Source organism: Chitinophaga sp. G7 BAM 1005 (genome assembly GCF_057126945.1).
In genome coordinates this window covers 7,216,124-7,238,499 of sequence record NZ_CP181478.1, presented here as the reverse complement: position 1 = coordinate 7,238,499, position 22,376 = coordinate 7,216,124, and the positions used below count along the sequence as shown (strand labels likewise).

At 46.5% G+C, this 22,376-nt stretch carries 8 protein-coding genes; 2 read left to right on the top strand and 6 right to left on the bottom strand.

The window, feature by feature from the left end; genetic code table 11:
* Positions 1 to 292: 292 nt before the first annotated feature.
* Positions 293 to 2,347, bottom strand: coding sequence for an excinuclease ABC subunit UvrB (gene uvrB, locus ACMXI2_RS29285; protein ID WP_483779410.1), 2,055 nt, complete (start codon positions 2,345 to 2,347; stop codon positions 293 to 295).
* A 105-nt stretch (positions 2,348 to 2,452) separates the two neighbouring features.
* Here uvrB and ACMXI2_RS29280 point away from each other — a divergent pair, with 105 nt between their 5' ends.
* Positions 2,453 to 3,244, top strand: a complete 792-nt coding sequence (locus ACMXI2_RS29280; protein WP_483779409.1) for a S1/P1 nuclease — start codon at positions 2,453 to 2,455, stop codon at positions 3,242 to 3,244.
* A 96-nt stretch (positions 3,245 to 3,340) separates the two neighbouring features.
* On the opposite strand, the gene ACMXI2_RS29275 is transcribed toward ACMXI2_RS29280, so the two are convergent.
* Both ACMXI2_RS29275 and ACMXI2_RS29270 read right to left on the bottom strand, forming a co-directional pair.
* Positions 3,341 to 4,264, bottom strand: coding sequence for a PfkB family carbohydrate kinase (locus ACMXI2_RS29275; protein ID WP_483779408.1), 924 nt, complete (start codon positions 4,262 to 4,264; stop codon positions 3,341 to 3,343).
* A 78-nt stretch (positions 4,265 to 4,342) separates the two neighbouring features.
* Positions 4,343 to 5,758, bottom strand: a complete 1,416-nt coding sequence (locus tag ACMXI2_RS29270; protein WP_483779407.1) for an MATE family efflux transporter — start codon at positions 5,756 to 5,758, stop codon at positions 4,343 to 4,345.
* 447 nt (positions 5,759 to 6,205) lie between these two features.
* On the opposite strand from ACMXI2_RS29270, the gene ACMXI2_RS29265 reads away from it, so the two are divergent.
* Positions 6,206 to 6,715 carry a hypothetical protein gene (locus ACMXI2_RS29265; RefSeq protein WP_483779406.1) on the top strand — a complete coding sequence of 170 codons (510 nt, stop codon included), beginning with the start codon at positions 6,206 to 6,208 and terminating at the stop codon, positions 6,713 to 6,715.
* Between the two features lie 227 nt (positions 6,716 to 6,942).
* On the opposite strand, the gene ACMXI2_RS29260 is transcribed toward ACMXI2_RS29265, so the two are convergent.
* The 3 genes from ACMXI2_RS29260 to ACMXI2_RS29250 form a co-directional block, all read right to left on the bottom strand.
* The gene (locus tag ACMXI2_RS29260; RefSeq protein ID WP_483779405.1) at positions 6,943 to 8,997 is read right to left on the bottom strand and encodes an OmpA family protein; all 2,055 of its coding nucleotides are present in this window, start codon (positions 8,995 to 8,997) and stop codon (positions 6,943 to 6,945) included.
* Positions 8,998 to 9,060: 63 nt separating this feature from the next.
* Entirely contained in the window at positions 9,061 to 10,068 is a 1,008-nt protein-coding gene (locus ACMXI2_RS29255; protein WP_483779404.1) for a PorP/SprF family type IX secretion system membrane protein, read from the bottom strand.
* A gap of 89 nt (positions 10,069 to 10,157) precedes the next feature.
* Positions 10,158 to 21,863, bottom strand: coding sequence for an Ig-like domain-containing protein (locus tag ACMXI2_RS29250; protein ID WP_483779403.1), 11,706 nt, complete (start codon positions 21,861 to 21,863; stop codon positions 10,158 to 10,160).
* Positions 21,864 to 22,376: the final 513 nt, after the last annotated feature.

Here is a 22,376-nt window from a genome sequence, read left to right as displayed (position 1 = left end):
TGATATTATAATTTATAATAATATTAATTATTATTTTTTAAGATATCAAGACTTTTAAAGAGATAAAATACTAGTATAAGCAATTGAATATCAGCACTATTATAAGAATATTAAGGAAAGGTTAACAATTTTCAAATTTACCAGGTGCACGCGCTACTGTAATAAGGGAGGACTCCACATAAACACCAGATAAATAAATATATACAGATTATAAATTAATTACTTTAATTGCTGGAACAACTAATTTATATTACAAATAACTACATATGATGTTCTGAATTTGCGAAGCCGATTATTGTTTCATTTCAAGTAATTCGCGCTCCATTGCAAACATCTGATCCCTTAAACGGGCAGCTTCCATAAAATCGAGATCGCGGGCTGCCTTCTCCATATCCTTCTTCACTTTAGCAATGGACTTCTCCATCTGTGGAATGGTTTTTACGCTGGCCGCAGAGGATTTCGCATACGCCATCGCATCTTCTGCCACCAACTGCACCTCGTCGTGGATAGCCATTGGTGAATTTTCATCGAAGTGCTTGATTTCCAGTACGGAAGTTTGCCCCATGATCTGTTCCTTGCTCTTACGGACGGTGCGGGGAGTAATATTGTGCTCTATATTAAATGCTACCTGCTTCTCGCGGCGACGATCCGTTTCATCAATAGTACGCTGCATGCTCTCTGTTATCTTATCAGCATAGAAGATCACCAGCCCATCCACATTACGCGCCGCACGACCCGCCGTTTGCGTGAGAGAGCGCTCATCCCGCAGAAATCCTTCCTTATCCGCATCCAGGATAGCCACCAGCGACACTTCCGGCAAATCCAATCCCTCCCTTAACAGGTTTACCCCCACCAGTACATCTATATTACCTAACCGCAGGTCACGTAATATCTCAATACGTTCCAGGGTGTCCACCTCGGAGTGGATATAACGCGACTTAATATTAATACGTCCAAGATATTTGTCCATTTCTTCGGCCATGCGCTTTGTCAGCGTAGTCACCAGCACACGATCGCCCTTTTGCACCCGCTTGTCTATTTCCTCCAGCAGATCATCCACCTGGTTCACACTGGGCCTCACTTCAATAGGCGGCTCCAGCAGGCCTGTAGGACGCACCACCTGTTCCACTACCACGCCCTCTGTTTTCTTCAGTTCATAATCGCCAGGGGTGGCGCTTACAAATATGGCCTGGTTTACCATATTCTCAAATTCATAAAAATTCAGTGGGCGGTTATCCAGCGCAGACGGCAAACGGAAGCCAAATTCCACCAGGTTCAGTTTACGGGATCTATCGCCGCCATACATGGCGCCGATCTGAGGGATGGTTACGTGGCTTTCATCCACCACCAGCAGGAAATCTTTCGGGAAATAATCCAACAGGCAGAAAGGCCGGGCGCCGGGCTTACGACGGTCCAGGAATCTGGAGTAGTTTTCAATACCACTGCAATAACCCAGCTCACGGATCATTTCCACATCATAATTTACCCTGTCAGACAAACGTTGCGCCTCTATCAGCTTTCCGTTGGCCTTAAAATATTCCACCTGCGCCTTCAACTCATCCTGTATTTCAAATATGATCTGCTGCATCATATCTTTTGGAGCCAGGTACATATTTGCAGGAAAAATGGCCGCATTGTCCACCACTGTGATCCGCTTACTGTTTTGCACATCAATGGTTTCTATCTCTTCTATCTCATCTCCAAAAAAAGTAATCCGGTAACCATAATCCACATAGGGCAGGTTAATATCCAGGGTATCGCCCTTTACGCGGAAGTTCCCCCTGTTAAAATCGCCGGTAGTACGGCTGTACAGGGAGTTTACCAGGCTATGCAGCAAGGTGTTGCGGCTCACGGTTTGTCCTTTCTGGATACGGATGATACCATTTTCATAATCGGTAGGGTTACCAATACCATAAATACAGGATACGCTGGCTACCACTATAATATCCCTTCTGCCGGAAAGCAGGTTGGAAGTGGCTTTCAGCCTAAGCTTATCCAGTTCCTCGTTAATGGCCAGGTCCTTTTCTATATAGGTATCACTCACCGGCATATAAGCCTCCGGCTGGTAATAATCATAATAGGAAACATAATATTCTACCGCATTGTCCGGGAAAAACTGCCTGAGTTCGCCGTAAAGCTGTGCTACAAGCGTTTTGTTATGGGTCAACACCAGGGTAGGGCGTTGCACCTGCTGGATAACATTAGCCACTGTAAAGGTTTTACCGGAGCCGGTTACCCCCAGCAGCGTCTGAAACGGTTCGCCTTCCTCTATTCCTTTTGTTAATTGTTTGATCGCTTCCGGCTGGTCACCAGCTGGAGCGTATGGAGCATGTATATTAAAAGACATATTGAAATTTCTGTTTGAGAAGTATCTGTAAAAATACTAAGAATATGGAAGTGAAAGTGTTAAAAAAGAAGCTTTAATTTTGCTGCCACAATCAAGAAAGGACTTATGAGAAAAAAAATTTTAACGGGGCTGATACTGGCCTTCCTGTTACCCCTTGCCACTTTTGCCTGGGGCCCTAACGGCCACCGTATTACCGCCGAAATAGCCTGGCTTCACCTCACCCCCCAGGCCCGCAAAGCAATTACCAATATCCTGGGCCGCGAAAGCCTGGCCATGATCGCTAACTGGCCCGACTTCATCAAATCAGACACCACCCACCAGTACGATCACACCGGTAAATGGCACTACCTCGATTTTCCCGGCAATATCGACCGGGCAAAATTTGATGAGCTGTTAAATGCAGCTAACGGTGAAAACCTGTACACGGAAACACAGGCCATGATAAAGGACCTGAAAAACCGTAACCTGCCGAAAGACAAACAGCGGTTTGCACTTACTTTCCTGGTTCATATGATGGGCGACATGCATCAGCCGCTGCACGTAGGCCGTGATGAAGATATGGGCGGCAACAAAATTGCAGTGATGTGGTTCGATAAACCCTCCAATCTGCATAAGGTATGGGATGAACAACTGATCGATTTCCAGCAGTTGAGTTATACAGAATACACCAAAGCGCTGGACATCGCGTCTGCAGCGGAAATTAAGACCATACAGCAGGGTTCTGTTGCCGACTGGATGTTTGACTCACACCAACTCTCCGACAGGGTATATGCCTACACCCAGCCGGATGCCAAGCTCAGCTACCGGTATAATTATGTTTTTGTGAAGGACCTGAATCAGCAATTGCTGAAAGGAGGGTTGCGTTTGGCGGCTATCCTCAATAATATTTATAAATAAGCGAGTGTGGCGCCTCCGGCGCTGGAAATTGTCTTGGAGCAGGATTAAATTGACTATGCTCCAAGACAATTTACTATCGCCGAAGGCGATATGTCGCTACACCAGGTCAATATCAAAATTCACCAGCTGAACAAACTGCTCCAGGCGGGCGGCAATATCTTCATGTGTAATTTCGCGGATGCGTTCAGTTCCAAATTTTTCCACGCAGAAAGAAGCCATAGCGGAGCCTACGATGATAGCGGTTTTCATGTTTTCAAAGGAAATATCCTTTGTTTTAGCCAGGTGGCCAATGAAACCTCCTGCGAAAGTATCGCCGGCGCCGGTTGGATCATATACATCATCCAGCGGCATAGCAGGAGCGAAGAACACGTGATTTCCGTAGAATAACAATGCGCCATGTTCTCCCTTCTTGATGATCAGGTAACGGGGCCCCATAGACATAATTTTACGCGCAGCCTTCACCAAAGAGTATTCACCGCTCAGCTGACGGGCCTCTCCATCGTTTACCATCAGCACATCTACTCTTTTTAATACCTTCAGCAAGTCGTCCAGTGCCACTTCCATCCAGAAGTTCATGGTATCCATCACTATCAGCTTAGGGCGTTCTTTCAACTGATCCAGTACACTCATCTGCACCTGTGGGGTAAGGTTACCGAGAATGAGGAACTCACTTCCCTGGTAGCTCTCCGGGATAACGGGCTGAAAATCGGCCAGTACATTCAGTTCCGTTGCCAGTGAATCGCGGGTATTCATATCCATGTGATACTTACCTGACCAGTAGAACGACTTTTCTCCTTTCTTCACCTGCACACCATCCAATGCCACTCCTTTAGCAGTCAACGCATCCAGCTCCGACGCCGGGAAGTCTTCACCTATTACAGACACCTGGTTAATAGGCTGAACGAAGTTAGACGCTGCCCATGCGATGTAGGTGGCGGAACCACCAATGATTTTACCTGACTTTCCAAAGGGGGTTTCGATTTCATCGAACGCCATAGTACCTACAACTGTGAGTGACATGCTTATTGAGTTATTTTTATTATGTTAAAATTTAATGCAAACCTCGCAAAGGTAACTACTTATACAGAAAGCAGGAAGCTAAATCTTCACCTGCTTCCAGGTGCCCCGGCGAAACAGCCATACAGCCACCAAAGCGGAAGTAGACTCAGATATAGCCATCGCCCAGAAAACCCCTACAGGTCCCATTTTAAGCAGGATAGCCAGCGTATAGGCCAACGGCATCTGGAATAGCCACATAATAAACATGTTGATCAACATAGGCGTACGTGTATCGCCGGCGCCATTGAAAGATTGGGTAAGTACCATGCCATAGGCAAAAAACACGTAACCGGCGCTCATTAACCGGATACACTGTACACCGTAGGTGATTACAACCCGATCGGTTGTAAAGAACCCGATAATGACAGGCGCCCATACCATAAATACAACCGCCACCACGCCCAGGAAGATCATATTGAAGAAAGCCGCCCTCCAGGCCGATTTTTCGGCCCGCTCCGGTTGTTGCGCTCCAAGATTTTGCCCTACCAATGCAGCAGCAGCATTCGCCATTCCCCAGGCGGGTAATATAGTAAAGATCACCACCCTGATGGCAATGGTATATCCTGCTACTGCGTCTTTTCCAAAATGAGAAATAATACGCACCAGGAAAATCCAGCTGGCAGAAGCTATCAGCATTTGTGCAGTGGCGCCGGCCGCAATTTTAAGAATGGCGCCAATCAATGGAAATGCCGGAGCCAGATGCTTTTTCGTAATACGGATCAGGTCTTTTCCTTTTACCAGGTGATATAACTGGTACATCACGCCTGTGCCTCTTCCGATAAAAGTAGCGATAGCAGCGCCTTTCAGGCCCAATGCAGGAATGGGTCCCCATCCCGAAATTAACAGCGGACACAATATAATATTCAGTCCGTTCGCAATCCATAACGATCGCATCGCCAGTGCCGCATCACCAGCACCGCGGAAGATACCGTTGATCAGGAATAATAAAATGATCACAATATTACTACCAAGTATTATCTGCGTATATACGTAGCCGTAGTCGGCTACTTCTTTGGCGGCGCCCATTACCCGTAAGATATCTTTCGCAAAAAATATTCCCGCCAAACTTATCAGCACAGAAATAAGCAATCCCGGGTATAAAGATTGCATGGCCGCATGCGCTGCGGCATCAGGATCTTTCTCACCGGTTCTGCGGGCAATCATAGCGGTGGCCGCCATGCTTAATCCCATAGCGCCGGTATATACCAATGTGAGCACGGATTCCGTAAGCCCTACCGCTGTAATGGCATTTACGCCCAAATGGCTCACAAAATAAATATCGACTACCGCAAACAGCGACTCCATCGCCATTTCAAGGATCATGGGGATGGAAAGCAGGAATATAGCCCGGTCGATACTTCCCGTTGTGAATTCCTTTTCACTACCTGTAACGGCTATCTTAAATAATTGAAAAAAACGACGTGTACGCTGTAGCGCGTTCGTTAAAAGAGGCATAATTTACTTTTGAAAATAATAACGAGGAACAGTGCACTACAGGCACTGCAAACTAAAACAGGAAAGTGGGAGGGCGACAAACGGAAGTACCGTGGTCTTAATAAATTTTCATATGCTATCAGTTCTGGCATCTTATGATGCTCCGCAAATGTAATTTAATTTTTCAATCATCAAAAACCATCTTTAAAAATACGCAGGTCAACATCAGTTATAACAGGTATTTCTTCATGAAAAGCAAATACGATCGCTACGATCCATGATAGATAAAGGTTACAGGCAGGTGAAAAAAAATATTTAAAAAATACTTTACCTATAGCTGTAACTTTTCATTTTCACTTCCGTTTAACATTCCAAGTAAGCGCTGAAAACCTATATTAAAACAAGATCAATCACAAACATTACAATTACAAAATTACAATCGTAAAACCTTCATAAAAAACTGAAATCATGCTTATGTTCAACAAAAACACACTCCTGACGGGAGTAGTGATTGCTACTGTATTGGGTATTACTGTAAGTTCCTGCAAAGATGATGATAATCCAACACCTCCTCCTCCAACACCACGTTCCAAGTCGTTTGAGCTGAAAGGATCCGGCGCCGATAAAGATAAAAAGGTAGGTGATATTACCATCACCGAGAATACAGATAGCAGTGTGAACGTTGTACTGAACCTCACTAAAAACGTGAAGGATGCAGATCATGGCGTTTACCTGATTGCGGGTACTGCGGCGGCTCCCAAAACAGATACCCTGCTTAAAGGAACGTTTAAAGGAACCGGCGCCGCACTGAAAATAGATCTCTTAACAAAAGTAAAATCTATCAAAGTTTCAATGCCAGGCGGCGTTCAGAAAGATACTGCATTCAAGTATAACAATGCGATAGAACTCAGTTCTTATCTGAAAGTAATGAAAGCCGCCGACACCATTGCTATTGGTCTCTTTGGCAAAAGCAACTAATTCTAAAGTCGGAAAAATTACATTAAAACTATGGAGAGCATGTTCATTTACTTTGAACATGCTTTCCGCTTTGTTTTATTTAAGAAGGAATCCTTATTAAAATAAAATTATAACAGATAACGCAAATCATTAAATAAAAAAGCCGACCAGGAGGCCGGCTTTCTAAATGGTTATTACAGGATATGGAAGGATCCAGCCAATAAAATGGCCGGTTTAAGGGAAAATTTTTATTGACTACTGCTGTTACCATCTTCCACCTTTACCTGCACCTGTCTTTTTAACACCTTGAATTCAGTTCTGCGGTTAAGCTGACGTCCTTCAGGGTTGTCTTTATGATTAGGCAGTGAGTTTGGTGCAATTGGTTTGGATTTACCGTAACCTTTAGCTATAAGTCTTTCCGAAGAAATACCCCTGCTGATCAGGTAATCCACGCAGGATTGAGCCCTTGCCTGGGACAGTTTTTCGTTGAACTTCACGGAGCCTACACTATCGGTATGTGCGCTCATCTCGATCGTTAACTTCGGATTATCGTTCAGCATATCAACCACTGTATCCAATACCGCTTTAGATTCCGGACGTAGAGTTGCCTTTCCGAAATCGTAGTAGATATTATTAAGTACAATTGGTTTTTCTATTTCATAATGCTTGAGGCAAAGGGTGGGATTGTCCATAGAATCTATCCTCACCAATGAATCTGTATTAAAATAGAGTGTTTTGGTGAAGTAGTTGTCTTTTTCCGCAATCACTTTGTAAAAGCGCTGTGGATCCACTTCAAAGGTATATCTTCCGGTGGCGTCCAGTGTAACTTTGCGGATTGTTTTTCTTCTCACTGTATCCAGTAAGGTAACGGTAGCGCCTTCAAGCGGCAGATGGGTATCGCAGTCGATGATCAAGCCGCTTGCTATTTTACGGATGCGGTTAATGCTAAATACTTCCAGGCAGCAGATAGATTCCCTGTCTGAGCTGATGAATCCTGCTGCAAAGGGATGTGTATTATCTAATGCCGTATAATAGATATCATCTTTAGGAGAATTCAATGGTTTACCCATGTTAACCGGGGCCGACCAGGTGCCGAAGTCGCCCTCGCTCTGGAAGAAATCGAGCCCCCCCAAACCTACGCGGCCATCGGTGCTGAATACGAGCAGGTTTTTCTCTGCATCGTAGAATGGCGCTTGTTCCTCATCTTTTGTATTGATGGCTGTACCCATGTTGCGGGCGCCACCAGGCGTGCCGTTGGTCATGATGCAATACCACAGGTCATTTTTGCCCATACCTCCGGGTCTGTTGGATGCAAACAGCAGGTATTTTCCATCAGCGGTAATATAGGGCTGCATAGAATTATACCCTGTAACGTTTACATTGTCGCCTAATATTTTCGGTTCAGACCACATTCCATTCTGGCGACTGCTGAAATAGATAGCGGATTGTTTCACACCATCTTTCATCGACCAGCGCGTGATATACAGAGAGTTGCCATCCGGGGTGATGGCGGATACGCCCTGGTCAAATCCTTTAGAGGCAGGGATTTTCAGCTTCTGGCTGTTATCAAAGGTATTACCGCTACCGGTAGCAGTGTAAAGGTCATTTACATATGGGGTTCCTTTTTTTACTTGTTTTTTTGTGGTGGGCTGCTTAACAGTGGTAGGCAGCGGTGGATTTTCCGCACGGGAAGAGGTAAACATTAAAGTGCCCGGATCCAGTATCACCGGCGCATAGTTTGCACCACCTTCATTAACGTTACCGGCAGTTTTTACGATCGTAAATCTTGGTTCCTTATTGGCCTCGGAGAGTGCGAATTCACAACAGGCAATTTCAAGCGGGGTTCTTACAGACAGTTCATCGGCGGCGGTATAGCTTTGTTTGAATTTCTTAAATTCGTCCAGTGCCTCCTGGTATTTTCCATTGTTCCTGAGGCAGATGGCATACCAATAACGGGCCTGGGGATATGCCGGGTTATTAAAGCCAACCAGTTGCGCATACCAGGTTTCTGCATTACCATAGTCGTAGAAGAGCCTGTAAGATTCAGCCAGCCTGGCTACCACCTGTTGATAATCTTTCAATTTACCGCTGGGAGGGGCGCCTGCGACTGTATAGGGTAATACCTGCTCTGGCTTGATTTTGAAAGTGCCCAGTGCCTTATTGTAGTACTGTGCAGCGGAGTAATAATCCCGTGAGCCATAAAAAACATCTGCAGTATGTTTAAAATCATAAACATACTGCGCTTGTAGAGAGCCAATTATTCCTGTAAAAACCACCAGCCAACAGAGTGTAATTTTTTTCATGAGGGTTCCATTTCTTTTTTCTGTATATGTTTTTGCCTCCATTCTGATCCGGTTTTTGATAAATTATAACCTGGGACAAATAAAGTATTCTTCGTTAAGCGTCCTTCTTTTGCGGCTGATAAAAGAGAGTGATATTTCAAAGCTCTGGCTGCCATTTACCAGGCGGCGCATGTTGGAGGTATTGGTATCGTAGCTTAATCCCAGTACAAAGCTTTTGAAATGGAAACCGGCAAAAGGAATTACGGCATCATTGAAGCGATAGTTACCTCCCACCAGGAAATCGAATTCAGGATTCACCATTAGCTGAGCATACATACCAGCCACAATTTCTTCAGCATTTCCTTGTCTCATGTAAAGCCCGGTAGGAGTAAGGGTCACAGCATCATTCAGCCTGATTTTGGTACCACCGTGTACCAGGTATCTTACCGGCAGTTTTCTTTCGGTGCCATCGGAGGAAAACGGGTCCTTCGGTTGTGTAAGATGCTGTGCTGCAAATCCGGCGAATGGATTTAACGTATGATTTGGATTACCATCAAAAAACACTACGCCTGCTCCTGCGTCAAATTGATTGGACGTGGTATTGCTTACATTCTCCCCGTTAAATATGCTCGGATCAAAACCGGTTACCGGCTGATACTGGCTGCCGGTCTGGAATTTGGCAGGATCCAGCCTTCTGTTGATCAAGCCTGCATTGATCCCAAACACCAGCTGGCTGGTTTTGGTGCGGCCAAATTTTACACCGGAATAAGAAACGCTGGCCATAGCATTGAAGTAATTATAGCCTGCATCACCTGCGGACATGTTCATTACATTAATACCTACGCCTATATTTTTATCCGTGGCGGCATCTGCAGAAACACCCACAGTGGAGAATGGTTTCCCGTAATTGGCCCACTGATTACGGTAGTCGGCACTAACCCGGTAGTCGCCATCTATCACGCCTGTAAGAGCAGGATTAAGCCATAACGGGTACGCATAGTATTGCGAAAAGTGCGGATCAACCTGGGCAACAGAAGTGCGGGGCAATAAGCTGCTCCATAAAATCATTGCAACTATAAAAATCCTTTTCATAGGAACATTTTTAAGTATTTCTGGATAAACCGGGATGCTTTGCAGCACCCCGGTTTTATTTTTGATTTGATCTTGCTGATGAATCATCATTATCTCATGAGGGTTACGTTACCTTTCTTCGTGATCACCGTGCCATCCTGCATGGTAGCCTTCACTATCCATACATATACACCAACAGGTTGTTTCTGTCCGCTCATGGTACCATCCCATCCCTGACGCTGGTCTTTCGATGTGAATACCAACTGACCCCACTGGTTGTAGATCCTGAATTCAAGCTGTGCAATGGCGGTTCCATATACATACTCGATATCATTTATACCATCGCCGTTCGGGCTGAAGAGGTTTGGTACGAAGATGTTGTTGCCTTGCGGATTTGCTGTTTTATCCGTTACTGCGGCAGACAGTGCACTGTTCTGGCAGGTGGATGCCCCGATGGCACGTACCTGGATCGTAGCACTCTGATTTGGCTGCAGGCCGGAGATGGTATGTGTGGTACCAGTTGCACCTGAACTTGGCGCTATGAATGTGACACCATTGTCTACTGTTACTTCGTAGCGTTGTGCTCCTGTAACCGGTGACCAGCGGAAGGTAATAGACGTAGCCGTAGTGTTATCCACTGTTACAACTGGTGCAGGCAGCGGTTGAGCCAGGCTGATATCTACCCTTGTTCTGGCGGAGCTGGTGCAACCACCTGCAGTAAATGCTTCTACATAGTAAGTAGTATTGGCATTCAGCGCTGGTGTAACAAATGTTGCACCTGTGGTTACCGGCGTACCGTTAGTTGCTACAGTGTACCAGCGGAAATCAACATCCGGTGTGGTGGAAGTAGCCATCAGTATTGCTGTGCTTCCCGGGCATATCGGATCGTTTCCGGTTACGCGTGGTCCGGCTGGTGGAAGTGTTACTTCAACGCTCACCGCAGTACGTGTTGGACTTGAACAACCATTATTGCTGGATGCTTCCAGGTAGTACATCTGGTTAGCTGTTACCGCAGGCGTTGTATAAGAAGCACCGGTGGAGATAGCAGTACCACCTGTTGCGGTAGTATACCATTTGTATGTGAGTGTATTATCCGGATTCAGCGCATTCAGTGTAGCTACCAGGCCGGTACAAACTTTAATTGTTGCACTGGCTACTGCAGGGGCAGCTGGTGACGGATTCACGGTTACTTCTACCCTTGTTCTGCTTGCACTGATGCAACCTCCACTGGTAGATGCTTCCAGGTAGTATACTGTATTTATGGTTGGTGTGATGGTGAAATCTGCACCGGTAAATACTTCTACTCCGCCACGCAATACGGTGAACCATTTGTAAATGATGCCCGGCTGTCTGCCTTTCACAGAAAGTACTGCCGTGTGTCCGCTACATACTGTCAACGGATCTGCCAGTGGTGCATCTATGTCGTTTCTCACATTTGCTGTTACTGCTTTGCGTCCGCTGCTGCAACCCTGACTGTTTAGCGCTTCTACATAGAATGTAGTGTTTGCCGCCAGTGGTTTCGTTGCGTATGAAGTACCGCTTGCGAGGAATACGCCGTTATTCTGCGCATCATACCAGCGATAAGTCATTGAAGCGTCTGCTCCCTTGATACTGAATGTTACGATACCGCCTATGCAGGTGGTCAGGTTATCAGCATTTACTTCCGGTATTGGCGGAGTTGGGTCAACGGTTACTGTCACCGCTGTTCTGCTGCTGGAGCAACTTCCCAGATTCGCCTGTACATAGAAGGTAGTATTCTGAGTAACCACCGGTACGCTGTACACTGCATCAGAAGAAAGCAGGTTGCCGCCTGTTGCAGCGTCGTACCACTGATAGGTAACTCCAGGTTTGATTGTTTTCACCGATACGGTGATACCTGTGCCAGCACATGTTTTAAGTGCAGAGGCTACTACATCCGGGGCTGTTTGCGGCGCCACTACTGTTACAGTAGCTTTCACCCTCACGGATGGACTACCGCATTGACCCGTAGTTCCCGTTGCTCCCACATAATAATCCATGCTGGTATTGAGCGGTCCTGTTTGGAATACCGGTCCAACACCTACAGAATCATTACCTGTTGCAGAGGTATACCATTTATAGATTATTCCGTTGCTAGCTGAGGTTACACGGAGTGTACCGGAAGTTCCCATACAGATAGTGAGTGCGTTGCTTTCCAGGATTGGTGTTGGTGCTTGTCCTACACCTACGGAAACTTTCGCTCTTACACTATTGCTGCAATTACCATTGTTAGCTTCTGCATAGAAATCAGTACTTGTATTTAATGCGCCGGTTGTGTAGCTATTGCCTGTGCCAAGCAACGTACCACCAGATGCAGCGCTGTACCAACGGTAGATTACACCAGCTACCGGATTCTGAATAGAAAGTGTTACACTGCCACCCTGACAAACGAACAGGGAAGTGGATGAAATTTCAGGTGTTGCCGGTACGCTCTTAACGGTGATGGTGGCCTTCGTTCTGCTTGCGCTTGGGCAGCCTCCATTTACCAGTGCCTGTACGTAGTAGCTCACTGTAGAATCCAGTGCCGTGATATTAAACGTTGATCCTTCGTTTACTTTGTTGCCGCCTGTTGCTGCATCGAACCATTCGTAGGTAATGCCGGCTGCAGGACTCTGTATCTGCAACGTTACATTCTGACCTTCACAAACTTCCGTACTGTTGCTTACCAGTACAGGAGCAGGTGGTACAGGCACCACGTTGATCTTCGCAGCAGCTCTTACAGAAGGTTTACCACAATTTGAAGTATCACCGGTGGCTTCCACATAGTAGGTTGTATTAGCTGTTACATTATTCACGGTGAAGATTGGTCCTGTAAAGACAGCCACTCCCCCGGTTAATGTAGTATACCATCTGTATGTGATATTATTCACAGAAGACGTTACTTTCAGTACTGCTGTTCCACCCTGACATGCTGTTACATTATTGTTTTCGAGTATCGGGGTTGGAGCAACACCTACGCCTATTGACACTTTCGTTCTGGCAGCACTGCTACATCCACCCAGAGAAGCTTCTGCATAGAAGTCTTTCGAAGCAGTGAGGCCGGTTACCTGGTACACCGGACCGGTGAACAGTAATGTACCACCTGTTGCCGCACTATACCAGCGGTAAGTCAACGTATTATCCACGTTCTGAATACTCAGTGTTGCGGTATCTCCCACACAAATACTGATCGCTGATGCACTAATAATCGGAGCCGGTATATCACTCACTGTCACTTTCACTTCTTTCGCGCTGCCGGCTGCATTTGCGCATCTGTTGCTTCCTTCTACGGTTACATAGTAAGAAGTGGTTGCGCTCAAGGCACTGGTAGTATATGTTGCGCCTGATGCAAGGAATGTTGTCAGGGCGGCATCTGCATACCATTTGAATATTGGATTTATTACGGTTGTTGAAGCAGCTGTGAGTTTAACCGTAGTGTTTGCACAGATAGTTGTATCTGCCGCTACGATGTCTGTTGGTGTGGCGGTATTATTCACCGTTACTTTTACTGCTTTCAAGTCTCCTGCTTTATTTTCACACTTGCCGGCGTTGCTTACACTTACATAGTAGGTGTATGCTCCTGGCGCCAGTCCGGTGATAGTTAATACGCCTGCGTTGCTTACACCTTGTGTAATCGGACCGGTTCTGTCGGCATTAGCATACCATTTGAATACAGGATTCTGTACTGTGGTGGTAGTTGGTGTTAATACCGCTGTATCGCCTGCACAAATTACTTTATCGGTGATTTGAATATCGGCAGCTGTTGAAGCACTGTCTACAGTGAGGGTAATCCTGGTGCGTCCGCTGTCGTTAGCGCAGTTACCCGCGTTTACCGCTTCCACATAGAAGTTATAGGTACCTGACTGCAGACTGGCTGGCGTAGTATATTCATTACTGTTAGTTACCAGTGTTGCTCCACCTGTTGCTGCGTCGTACCAATTGTACTGAACCCCTGCTACTGCTTTTACCCTGAGGGTAGTTGGTGTATTCAGACAGGTAGATACATTATTGGCTTCCGGAACCGGAGCTGATGGTGATCCCTGAACGGTTATTGTAGTTGCTGCTGATGCTGCACCCGGACAACCGTTCCTGGTTGGTACTACTGTATAAGTATGTACTCCGGAATCAAGTGTGGTTGGTGTTACATAAGCAATGCTATCCAGTAAGTGGTTACCTTGACTATTGTACCAGCTGTAAGTGATACCTGGTGCAGGGTTTATTACGCTGAGGGTAGCTTGTTTACCCTTACAGATAGTGGCGTTGTTCACCTGTACTTTCGGTTGAGCAATGGCACGTTGTGCGTAATTGAAATCAACATCGAGTAAGGCTCCCAGTATACCTGACCTGAGTTTCACTTCCACGCCATCAAACTGTTTGGTTGGTACAAACCACAGGATAGCACTTCTGCTGCCGCTCAGCAGATCCAGGTGCAGAATTGGATTAGAAGTCAGCACCGAATCACCTGGTGTATTACCGTTGTATGTAGTGAGTTGTACACTGCCGAGCACCGCTGCAGAAAGGATCTGGCTTGGGTTGGTCAGTTTCACTCTTACGGTATCACCTGGAGTAGACAATCCGTTGAAGGTTGCTTTCTGGAATACTGTTGCATTGATCGCTCCGAGGTTGATTACCAGGGAAGATCCTGTGCTTGTGAAGGCATCCACTGCAAGTTGTGGGTTGTAAACATTACCCAGCACCAGCAAACCAGATCCACCTATTGTTTGTCCGGTTGCAGCTTCACATGGCACCTGACCTGACGGAGTTACGGTAATGGCATTCACCGCTATCCTTGCAGACTTACAGGTTGCAGCACCCGGCAGTGCTGCTTCCACCCAGTAGGTAACAGTTCCCAGGGCAGTAGATGCAGGGCCTTCGAAGGATGCGCCCTTAAATATGGTGTCTGTTGCTGTTTGTGTTCTGAACCAGTAGAATTCTGCATTCGCTGCATCAGCTTTTGCAATAAACAGCGGACGCTGACCTATCACAACGGTATCATTTACAGGTGTTACTGTTGGCGGAGCCAATGAAGTACCTGTTTTAACGGTAACCGCTGTTCTGGTAGCAGATATTGTATTACAGCTATCGTTGATAGCTTCTACATAATAGGTTGCCTGTGCGGTTACGTTGGTCACGGTAAATGTTAAGCCGCTGTCCGGAACCGGATTCAGTCTGGTTCCACCGGTAGCCACATTGTACCATGCGTAGCTATAGCCACTCACAGGGTTGTTGATAGCAAGTTTTGCATCAGATCCTGCGCACACTTCCACATTTGCAGAGCGTACTACAGGAGGTGCAGGTGCTGCCACCACTTTCACATCCACTCTTGTGCGAACACTGCTGGCACAATTGTTCCTGAACGCTTCTACCAGGAAGGCGGTGTCTGTGGTCAGGGTACCGGTGGTGAAGGATACACCATCTTTACCTGTGAGATAAACACCTTTACTGTTGTACCAGCGATAAGTAACACCAGCCACAGGATCCTGTACATCCAGTTTAGCGGTGCTGCCGGCACATACCGTTACCTGCGCTGCCTGAACTTTCGGAGCCGCCAGTGCGCGTTGCGCGTAATTGAAGTCTACTGTTGTTAATGCACCGAGTATACCTGATTTCAGTTTTACTTCTACTGCATCAAATGCTTTAGTCGGTACAAATTCGAGAATAGCTTGTCTCTTGCTGCTCAGTATAGTGAGTTTAATGAGCGGATTATTTATCAGGAGAGAGTCGCCAGGAGTGGTACCATTATAAGTTGTTAACTGTACGCCACCTAGCAGTGCTGCAGAAAGCACCTGGCTTGGGTTCGACAGCCATACCCTTACGGTATCTCCAGGAGCAGATACTCCGTTGAATTTAGTTCTTTGCCATACCTGTGCATTCAATGCACCCAGGTTGATTACCAGGGAAGATCCGGTGCTCAGGCTACCGTCTACCGCCAGGGCAGGATTGTACACATTACCCAGTATGAGTAATCCGCTGCCGCCGATTGTTTGCGTAGAAGCGCCTTCGCATGGGCCAGGATCCGGACCTGGTTCAGGGCCATATATTACCACAGCAGGTACCCTGATAGATTTGCAGGAAGCGCCACCTGTTAACCTGGCTTCTACCCAGTAGGTAACGGTTCCCTGTACATTGGATACTGGAGGCGTGTATACCGGTCCTGTGAACAGGCTATCATTACCTGCCTGACTTGCATACCATACAAACTGAACATTTGCTGTATTGGAAGTGGCTGTCAGTGCAGCTTGTCTGCCTACTACAGTTGAATCCGGGTTTGGTGTTACCACCGGCGCACTTAATGAAGAAGATAATACAATGCTGATAGCTTGTCTGCCTGATGCAGCACCGCAACTGCTAACAGCTTCTACATAGAAGGTAGTATCCCTGTTAACTGCTGTTACATTAAATACAAAGCCACTGTCGGAGTTCAGCTTCGTACCTCCGGTTGGTACATTGTACCAGTTATAGGTCAGTTGACGATCCGGATTAGTTACCTGCAGTGACGCATTTGAACCAGGGCAAATATTCACGGTAGCCGGAGCGCCGGGTACCGGAGGAGCAGGTGTAACAGTAACGGTTACAGGCATACGATCCGGGTTAGGACAGTTGTCTGGTCCACCCAGTACCGCTACATAGTAGGTTACTTTGCCTGCTACTTTCAGCGTATCAGTAGTATAAGTATTCTGTGTGCTTAATACGGTGCTGCTGGTTGAATCAGCATACCAGCGTACAGATGTACCAGCCGCAGGTGTTACAGAAAGCGTAGCCTTACTGTTGATACAAGCGGTCGCATTTGTAGTATTTACAGTTGCTTTAGGATATATGATCCTTGCACCATAGATATCAATTGAATTCAGGAGGTTGAGTACACCTGTCATTCTTACTTCTACCCGGTTGTAAGCAGCAGGAGCTACTACGGTAGCCAGGAACTGCTGACCGTTGAGTAAACGCAGGGTAAGCAATCTCGACAGGGTATCTGTTTTAACCAGTGTATTATTGTTATAAAGACGAATCAGTGTACCTCCCAGGAGACTCAAATCTGCAAGTCCTACTGAATTACCAAGACGTACCTGAACACTATCTGCTGCTGATCCTGCATGTGGGAAGATCAGCTGTTGATATACTGAGCCTCCGAGTGCACCAACAGGAACAGACAGCGTAGTGAAATTGGTTTTGATACTGTCGATATCATTAGTAGGATTATTTACGCTACACAGGATACAACCCAGGGTAGTACCAGATGTCTGACTGGTTGGAACATTACAATCCGGAGAAGGAATCACACCTCCTGTTACTTTCACATTTACAGCTGCGCGGGCAGATTCACAGGCGCCGGCAATTCTTACCGCTGCATAATATGTGTAAGTACCCGGCGTATTAAATGGTCCTACCTGGATGGTGTCGCCCATACCCTGAACAGTAGTTGCATCTCTATACCATACGATGGTAGCACCTGGTACTGGCTGCGCTCTTAATACAGCATTTACACCCGTAGTTACTACTACATCGCCGGTTACAACCGGAGCTGCAGGAGCTGGTACTACGCGTACTGTTGCTGCCTTCAACGTACCAGCGGCATTTTCACACTGCCCGGTTCCGGATACACTTACATAGTAAGTATAGGCACCGGCAGCCAAACCAGTAATGGTCAGGTTACCTGTGCTGTCCAGTGCATAGCTTACCGCGCCTTCTACCAGGCCGTTGGTAATCGGAGATGTTTTGTTTGCATTTTTATACCACTTAAATACAGGGGCTGTAACACCTGGTGCAGTTGGAGTTAATACTGCCGGCCCGCTGGTGCAGGCGGTAGTAGTGTCTGCTATTGTAATATCTGCCGCAGTAGCCAATGGGTTTACAGTGGCTGTAACCGGGATACGGTTTGGATTAGGGCAAGTGCCATCCATTACCTGCACATAGTAGGTAAAGGTACCGGCCGTTCTTAATGTGTCTGTTGTAAAGGTAGGCTGATTACCCAGGGAAACGCCACCGGTTGAATCAGCATACCACTGAACAGTAGTACCTGCAGCCGGAGTAGCAGTGAATACAGCAGCCTGGCCGGCACATACCGCTACATTGCTGGCGGTAATAACCGGATCCGGAACAACAGAACGCACGCCATAAATATCCAGGGAATTAAGCAGGTTCGCTAAACCGGTTAATTTTATTTCTACGCGGTCATACACGCCACCGGCAGGTACTGTAGCATAGTAACGGTTACCGCTTAAGAATCTTAAAGTGACCAACTGTGATAAGTTTTGTGTGCTTACCACTGTCGCGCCATTGTACACAGTTACTACTGCACCGCCCAGTAAACTTACGTCTGCCAGTCCGCCTGGTGAGGCCAGGTCAAAACGAATGCTATCAGTTGCTTCGCCTAAGCCAGGGAAGATGAGCTGTTGATAAACAGCACCTCCCAATAAACCTACCGGTATATTGAGGCGGGTGAAATTAGTACTGACAGTATCGATGTCGTTGGTTGGGTTTACAACACTACACAACACGCAACCAAAAGTAGTTCCGGTTACCTGACTGGTAGGTACATTACAACTGGTAGTAGTAACAGGACCAGTTACAGTGATGGTGATCAGCATGCGGCTTGAAACACAACCACCCGGCAGGCTGTCGCCGGCGAAATAGCTGTATACACCCGGAGTGGTAAACGGCGGTAATGTAATAGAGTTACCGCTACCAATGGAAGCCTGCGTAGAATCGCGGTACCAAACGATCGTTGATCCCGGAGCAGGTGAAGCTACCAGTGTTAATGGTAACCCGGTAGTTACGGTGTATGACTGAACCAGGGTAGGAGGTGCAGGTGGGGTAGTTACTTTTACCGTAGCAGGTTTCAGGCTGCCGGCTGCATTTTCGCAACGGTTAGCGCCTGATACGCTCACGTAATAAGTATGATTACCCAGTGAGAGACCGGTAACGGAGAGGCTACCGGCTGCATTTATAGTAAAGGTAGCACCGCCAATAACAGCGCCGTTTGTAATGAGCGTTGTTTTATTAGCATCTGTATACCATTTAAATACCGGAGTTGTTACCCCTGCAGCAGTTGGTGTGAGTGTGGCTGCACCGCTTCCGCAAACATTGGTAGTATCGGCAACCGTGATATCAGCTGCAGTACCCAACGCGTTTACAGTAACGGTAACCGGTATACGGTTTGGATTCGCGCAGGTACCGTCCATTGCCTGTACATAATAAGTAAAGGTACCGGCTGTTCTCAATGTATCGGTAGTAAATGTCGGTTGACTACCCAGGGAGATATTACTGGTTGAATCAGCATACCACTGAACAGTTGTACCAGCAGCAGGAGTAGCCGTGAATACAGCAGGCTGGCCGGCGCATACGGTTACATTGCCGGCTGTAATAACAGGATCCGGTACAAGAGAGCGCACACCATAAATATCCAGGGAAGTAAGCAAATTGGCTACACCTGTAAGTTTCACCTCTACCCGGTCGTATACACCACCCGCGGCTACGGTAGCATAGTAGCGCGTACCGCTCAATAATCTTAAAGTGACCAACTGGGATAAAGTGTGTGTGCTTACAACCGTTGCACCATTATAAATGGTAACCACGGCGCCTCCAAGTAAACTTACATCTGCCAGTCCGCCCGGGGAGGCGAGATCAAGACGGATGCTGTCTGTTGCATCACCTGCGGCAGGGAAGATAAGTTGTTGATAAACTGATCCTCCCAATAAACCTACCGGTATATTGAGGCGGGTGAAATTAGTAGAAATAGTATCTATGTCAAAACCCGGGTTTGCAACGCTACACAATATGCAACCCAAAGTGGTTCCGGTTACCTGGCTGGTGGGCACGTTACAACTGGTAGTGGTAACAGGGCCGGTTACGGTAATCACAACAGGAACGCGGTAAGACATACAGCCCCCGGTAGTTTTTACGCCTGCGTAATAGGTAAACACACCCGGACTCGTAAACGGTGGCAGGGTAATGGAATTTCCTACCGCAACGGGCGCCTGTGTGGTATCGCTGTACCATTCAATGTTAGCACCGGATACCGGAGTGGCTGCTAACACCAGTGGTATGCCGGTTGTTACCGCGTACGTCTGAGAAAGTACTGGTGGCGCAATTTGCGCAGATACCGTTACCGGGGCCGCCTTCAGGGCGTTAGCTGCATTTTCACAATGATCGCTGTCTGATACGCTTACATAATAGGTGTATGATCCTGCAGCGAGACCGGTAATACTTAATTTTCCGGTTGTATCGATGCTGTATTTAACGGCTCCTTCTATCAGGCCATTTGTAATAGGACCGGTTTTATCAGCATTTTTATACCAGTTGAATACCGGGTTATTATTAACGGTAGCAGAAGTTGGAGTAATTGTTACGGTGTCCGACAGGCAGCCCTGCGTACTGGCAGGAACAGTGATATCTGCTGCGGTTGAGAAATTATTAACCTTTACTGTTACCAGTGTTTTGGCTGATTCAGTTGAACAGCCAACCCTGGTGGCAGAAACATAATAGCGGAAACTTCCGGCTACACCTACAGGAGGACTGTAGCTGGTGCTGTTGGAAGCTACGATGGTAGTTTGAGTAGAGTCGTACCATGTATAAGTTAATCCGGCTTCCGGATTACTTACATTCAATGTAAGCGGCGCATTCAGGCAGGTAGTCCTCAATGGCCCACCGGCTCCTGTTGACGGGCCAGCCGGGAAACGTTGTATTTCATGTACTCTCAGGGAGGCGAGTGCGCCTACCAGTCCTGATCCGATCTGCACCTGTACATGGTCGAAAGGAGCAGTAGGCAGAAAAGTTAATGCCTGCAAATTTCCCGCTCCCGAAAGAAGATTGAGATGTAATAAGTTACCGTCGGCCTGAATATTATCAACAACGTTAGGTCCATTATAAGTAATAATTCTAACAGAGCTGAGTAACTGTAAAGTAATCAATGAGGCAGGATCAGAAATCACTACGCGGATAGAATCACCGGTTTTAGAGAGACCCGGGAATACTGCAGTTACCTGGGCACTACTGCCCAATGCGCCAACAACGCTGCTTAACGTTGCATAGTTCGCCGCTGTAACAACACCATCACCAGCTGCTGCAGGATTGGTTACCACGCCGAGTGAAGCTGCCTGCCCGGTAACACCGTATAGTACGTCTATTGCTGCGCCGCAGTTTATTGTACCAGAAGCAGGCGTATCATAATATGCTGAAAATACCTGTATGCTACCAGCAACACCTGCTAATCCACCATCTACTGTTACTCTTACACGGTCGTATGTTCCAGCGGGAGCAGGTAAAAATATCTCGGCCTGATTACCGCTTGCCAGCAGGGTCAATACTGAATTATTGGCAAGGACGGTACCTCCCACCGGAGTACTGCCATTGTAAGCCTGTATTGTAACTCCTCCAAGCAGATTCAGATTTACAAGAGTACCGAGTGTGCCGGCAGTACCGATTTTAACTACCGCCGGCGTGTTATTGGTAACGGGCGCAGGAAAGATCAGATCCTGCGATGCCGTAGCACCTAAAAGTGTAACCAATGTAGTGATAGTGGATGCTGTAGTGAGGGAACCATCCACGGCCTGTGCGCCATTTGTTACACCACAGCCAACGCAAAGCCCTGTGGCCCTGCCTACCTGTGTATTGGCGTATACCCTGGCGGTATACGTTTGCGCCTGGCTAACCTGAGCGCCTATACCAAATAGTAATAGTAGCAACAGTAGACTTTTCCACGCTATTGACCCGGCCTTACGGAAAAAGTGGGCAATGCTGGTTTTCACAGCATCCTTCCCTGCGAAGCCAGGGAAACAGAAAAGGGCAGTAAAAGGGCTATTAGGAGTAGCTTTTGAATGCATAGCATCAAATATTTGAATAAAAATTGTTCAGTTTCATTGCAATACAACAAAACTCTAAAGGAAGGCATGCGGTTAGGAATGTCATGGGAAAGGATACTGGTTAATAAAAAAGTATACTTCCCCGCGGTTATTTGTTAAAAGAATGTTACAAAAAACGTTACGAAAATATATTGAAGGGCTGGTTTATTGATATGTCTTTCTTGTTCATTTCCTGCAAACAGTTCAGTTTGTTCAATCCTGATTTTCACTGTTCATTTTGTTCATTCAAAAAGAGGAATTGGGAGAAAAAGAGGTTGGAAAATACCTAACGACTTGATTAAAACAGGGGTAGAGAAAAAAATTCAGCGCCATCAGCAAAAAGTTATACTTCTCTTCATTTCCATCAAAGCTTAAAAAAATAATATATTAATATTATTTATATAAAAATATTATATTGTACGTCATCATATTTATATATGATATTCAGATAACAACTAAAGAGATAGATATTTGTTATTATTTATTTTTATATAT

Coding starts and splice junctions, on each gene's coding strand:
- ACMXI2_RS29265 (WP_483779406.1), top strand. CDS start 6,206: ATGCTTATGTTCAACAAAAACACACTCCTGACGGGAGTAGTGATTGCT.
- ACMXI2_RS29250 (WP_483779403.1), bottom strand. CDS start 21,863: ATGCATTCAAAAGCTACTCCTAATAGCCCTTTTACTGCCCTTTTCTGT.
- ACMXI2_RS29260 (WP_483779405.1), bottom strand. CDS start 8,997: ATGAAAAAAATTACACTCTGTTGGCTGGTGGTTTTTACAGGAATAATT.
- uvrB (WP_483779410.1), bottom strand. CDS start 2,347: ATGTCTTTTAATATACATGCTCCATACGCTCCAGCTGGTGACCAGCCG.
- ACMXI2_RS29255 (WP_483779404.1), bottom strand. CDS start 10,068: ATGAAAAGGATTTTTATAGTTGCAATGATTTTATGGAGCAGCTTATTG.
- ACMXI2_RS29270 (WP_483779407.1), bottom strand. CDS start 5,758: ATGCCTCTTTTAACGAACGCGCTACAGCGTACACGTCGTTTTTTTCAA.
- ACMXI2_RS29275 (WP_483779408.1), bottom strand. CDS start 4,264: ATGTCACTCACAGTTGTAGGTACTATGGCGTTCGATGAAATCGAAACC.
- ACMXI2_RS29280 (WP_483779409.1), top strand. CDS start 2,453: ATGAGAAAAAAAATTTTAACGGGGCTGATACTGGCCTTCCTGTTACCC.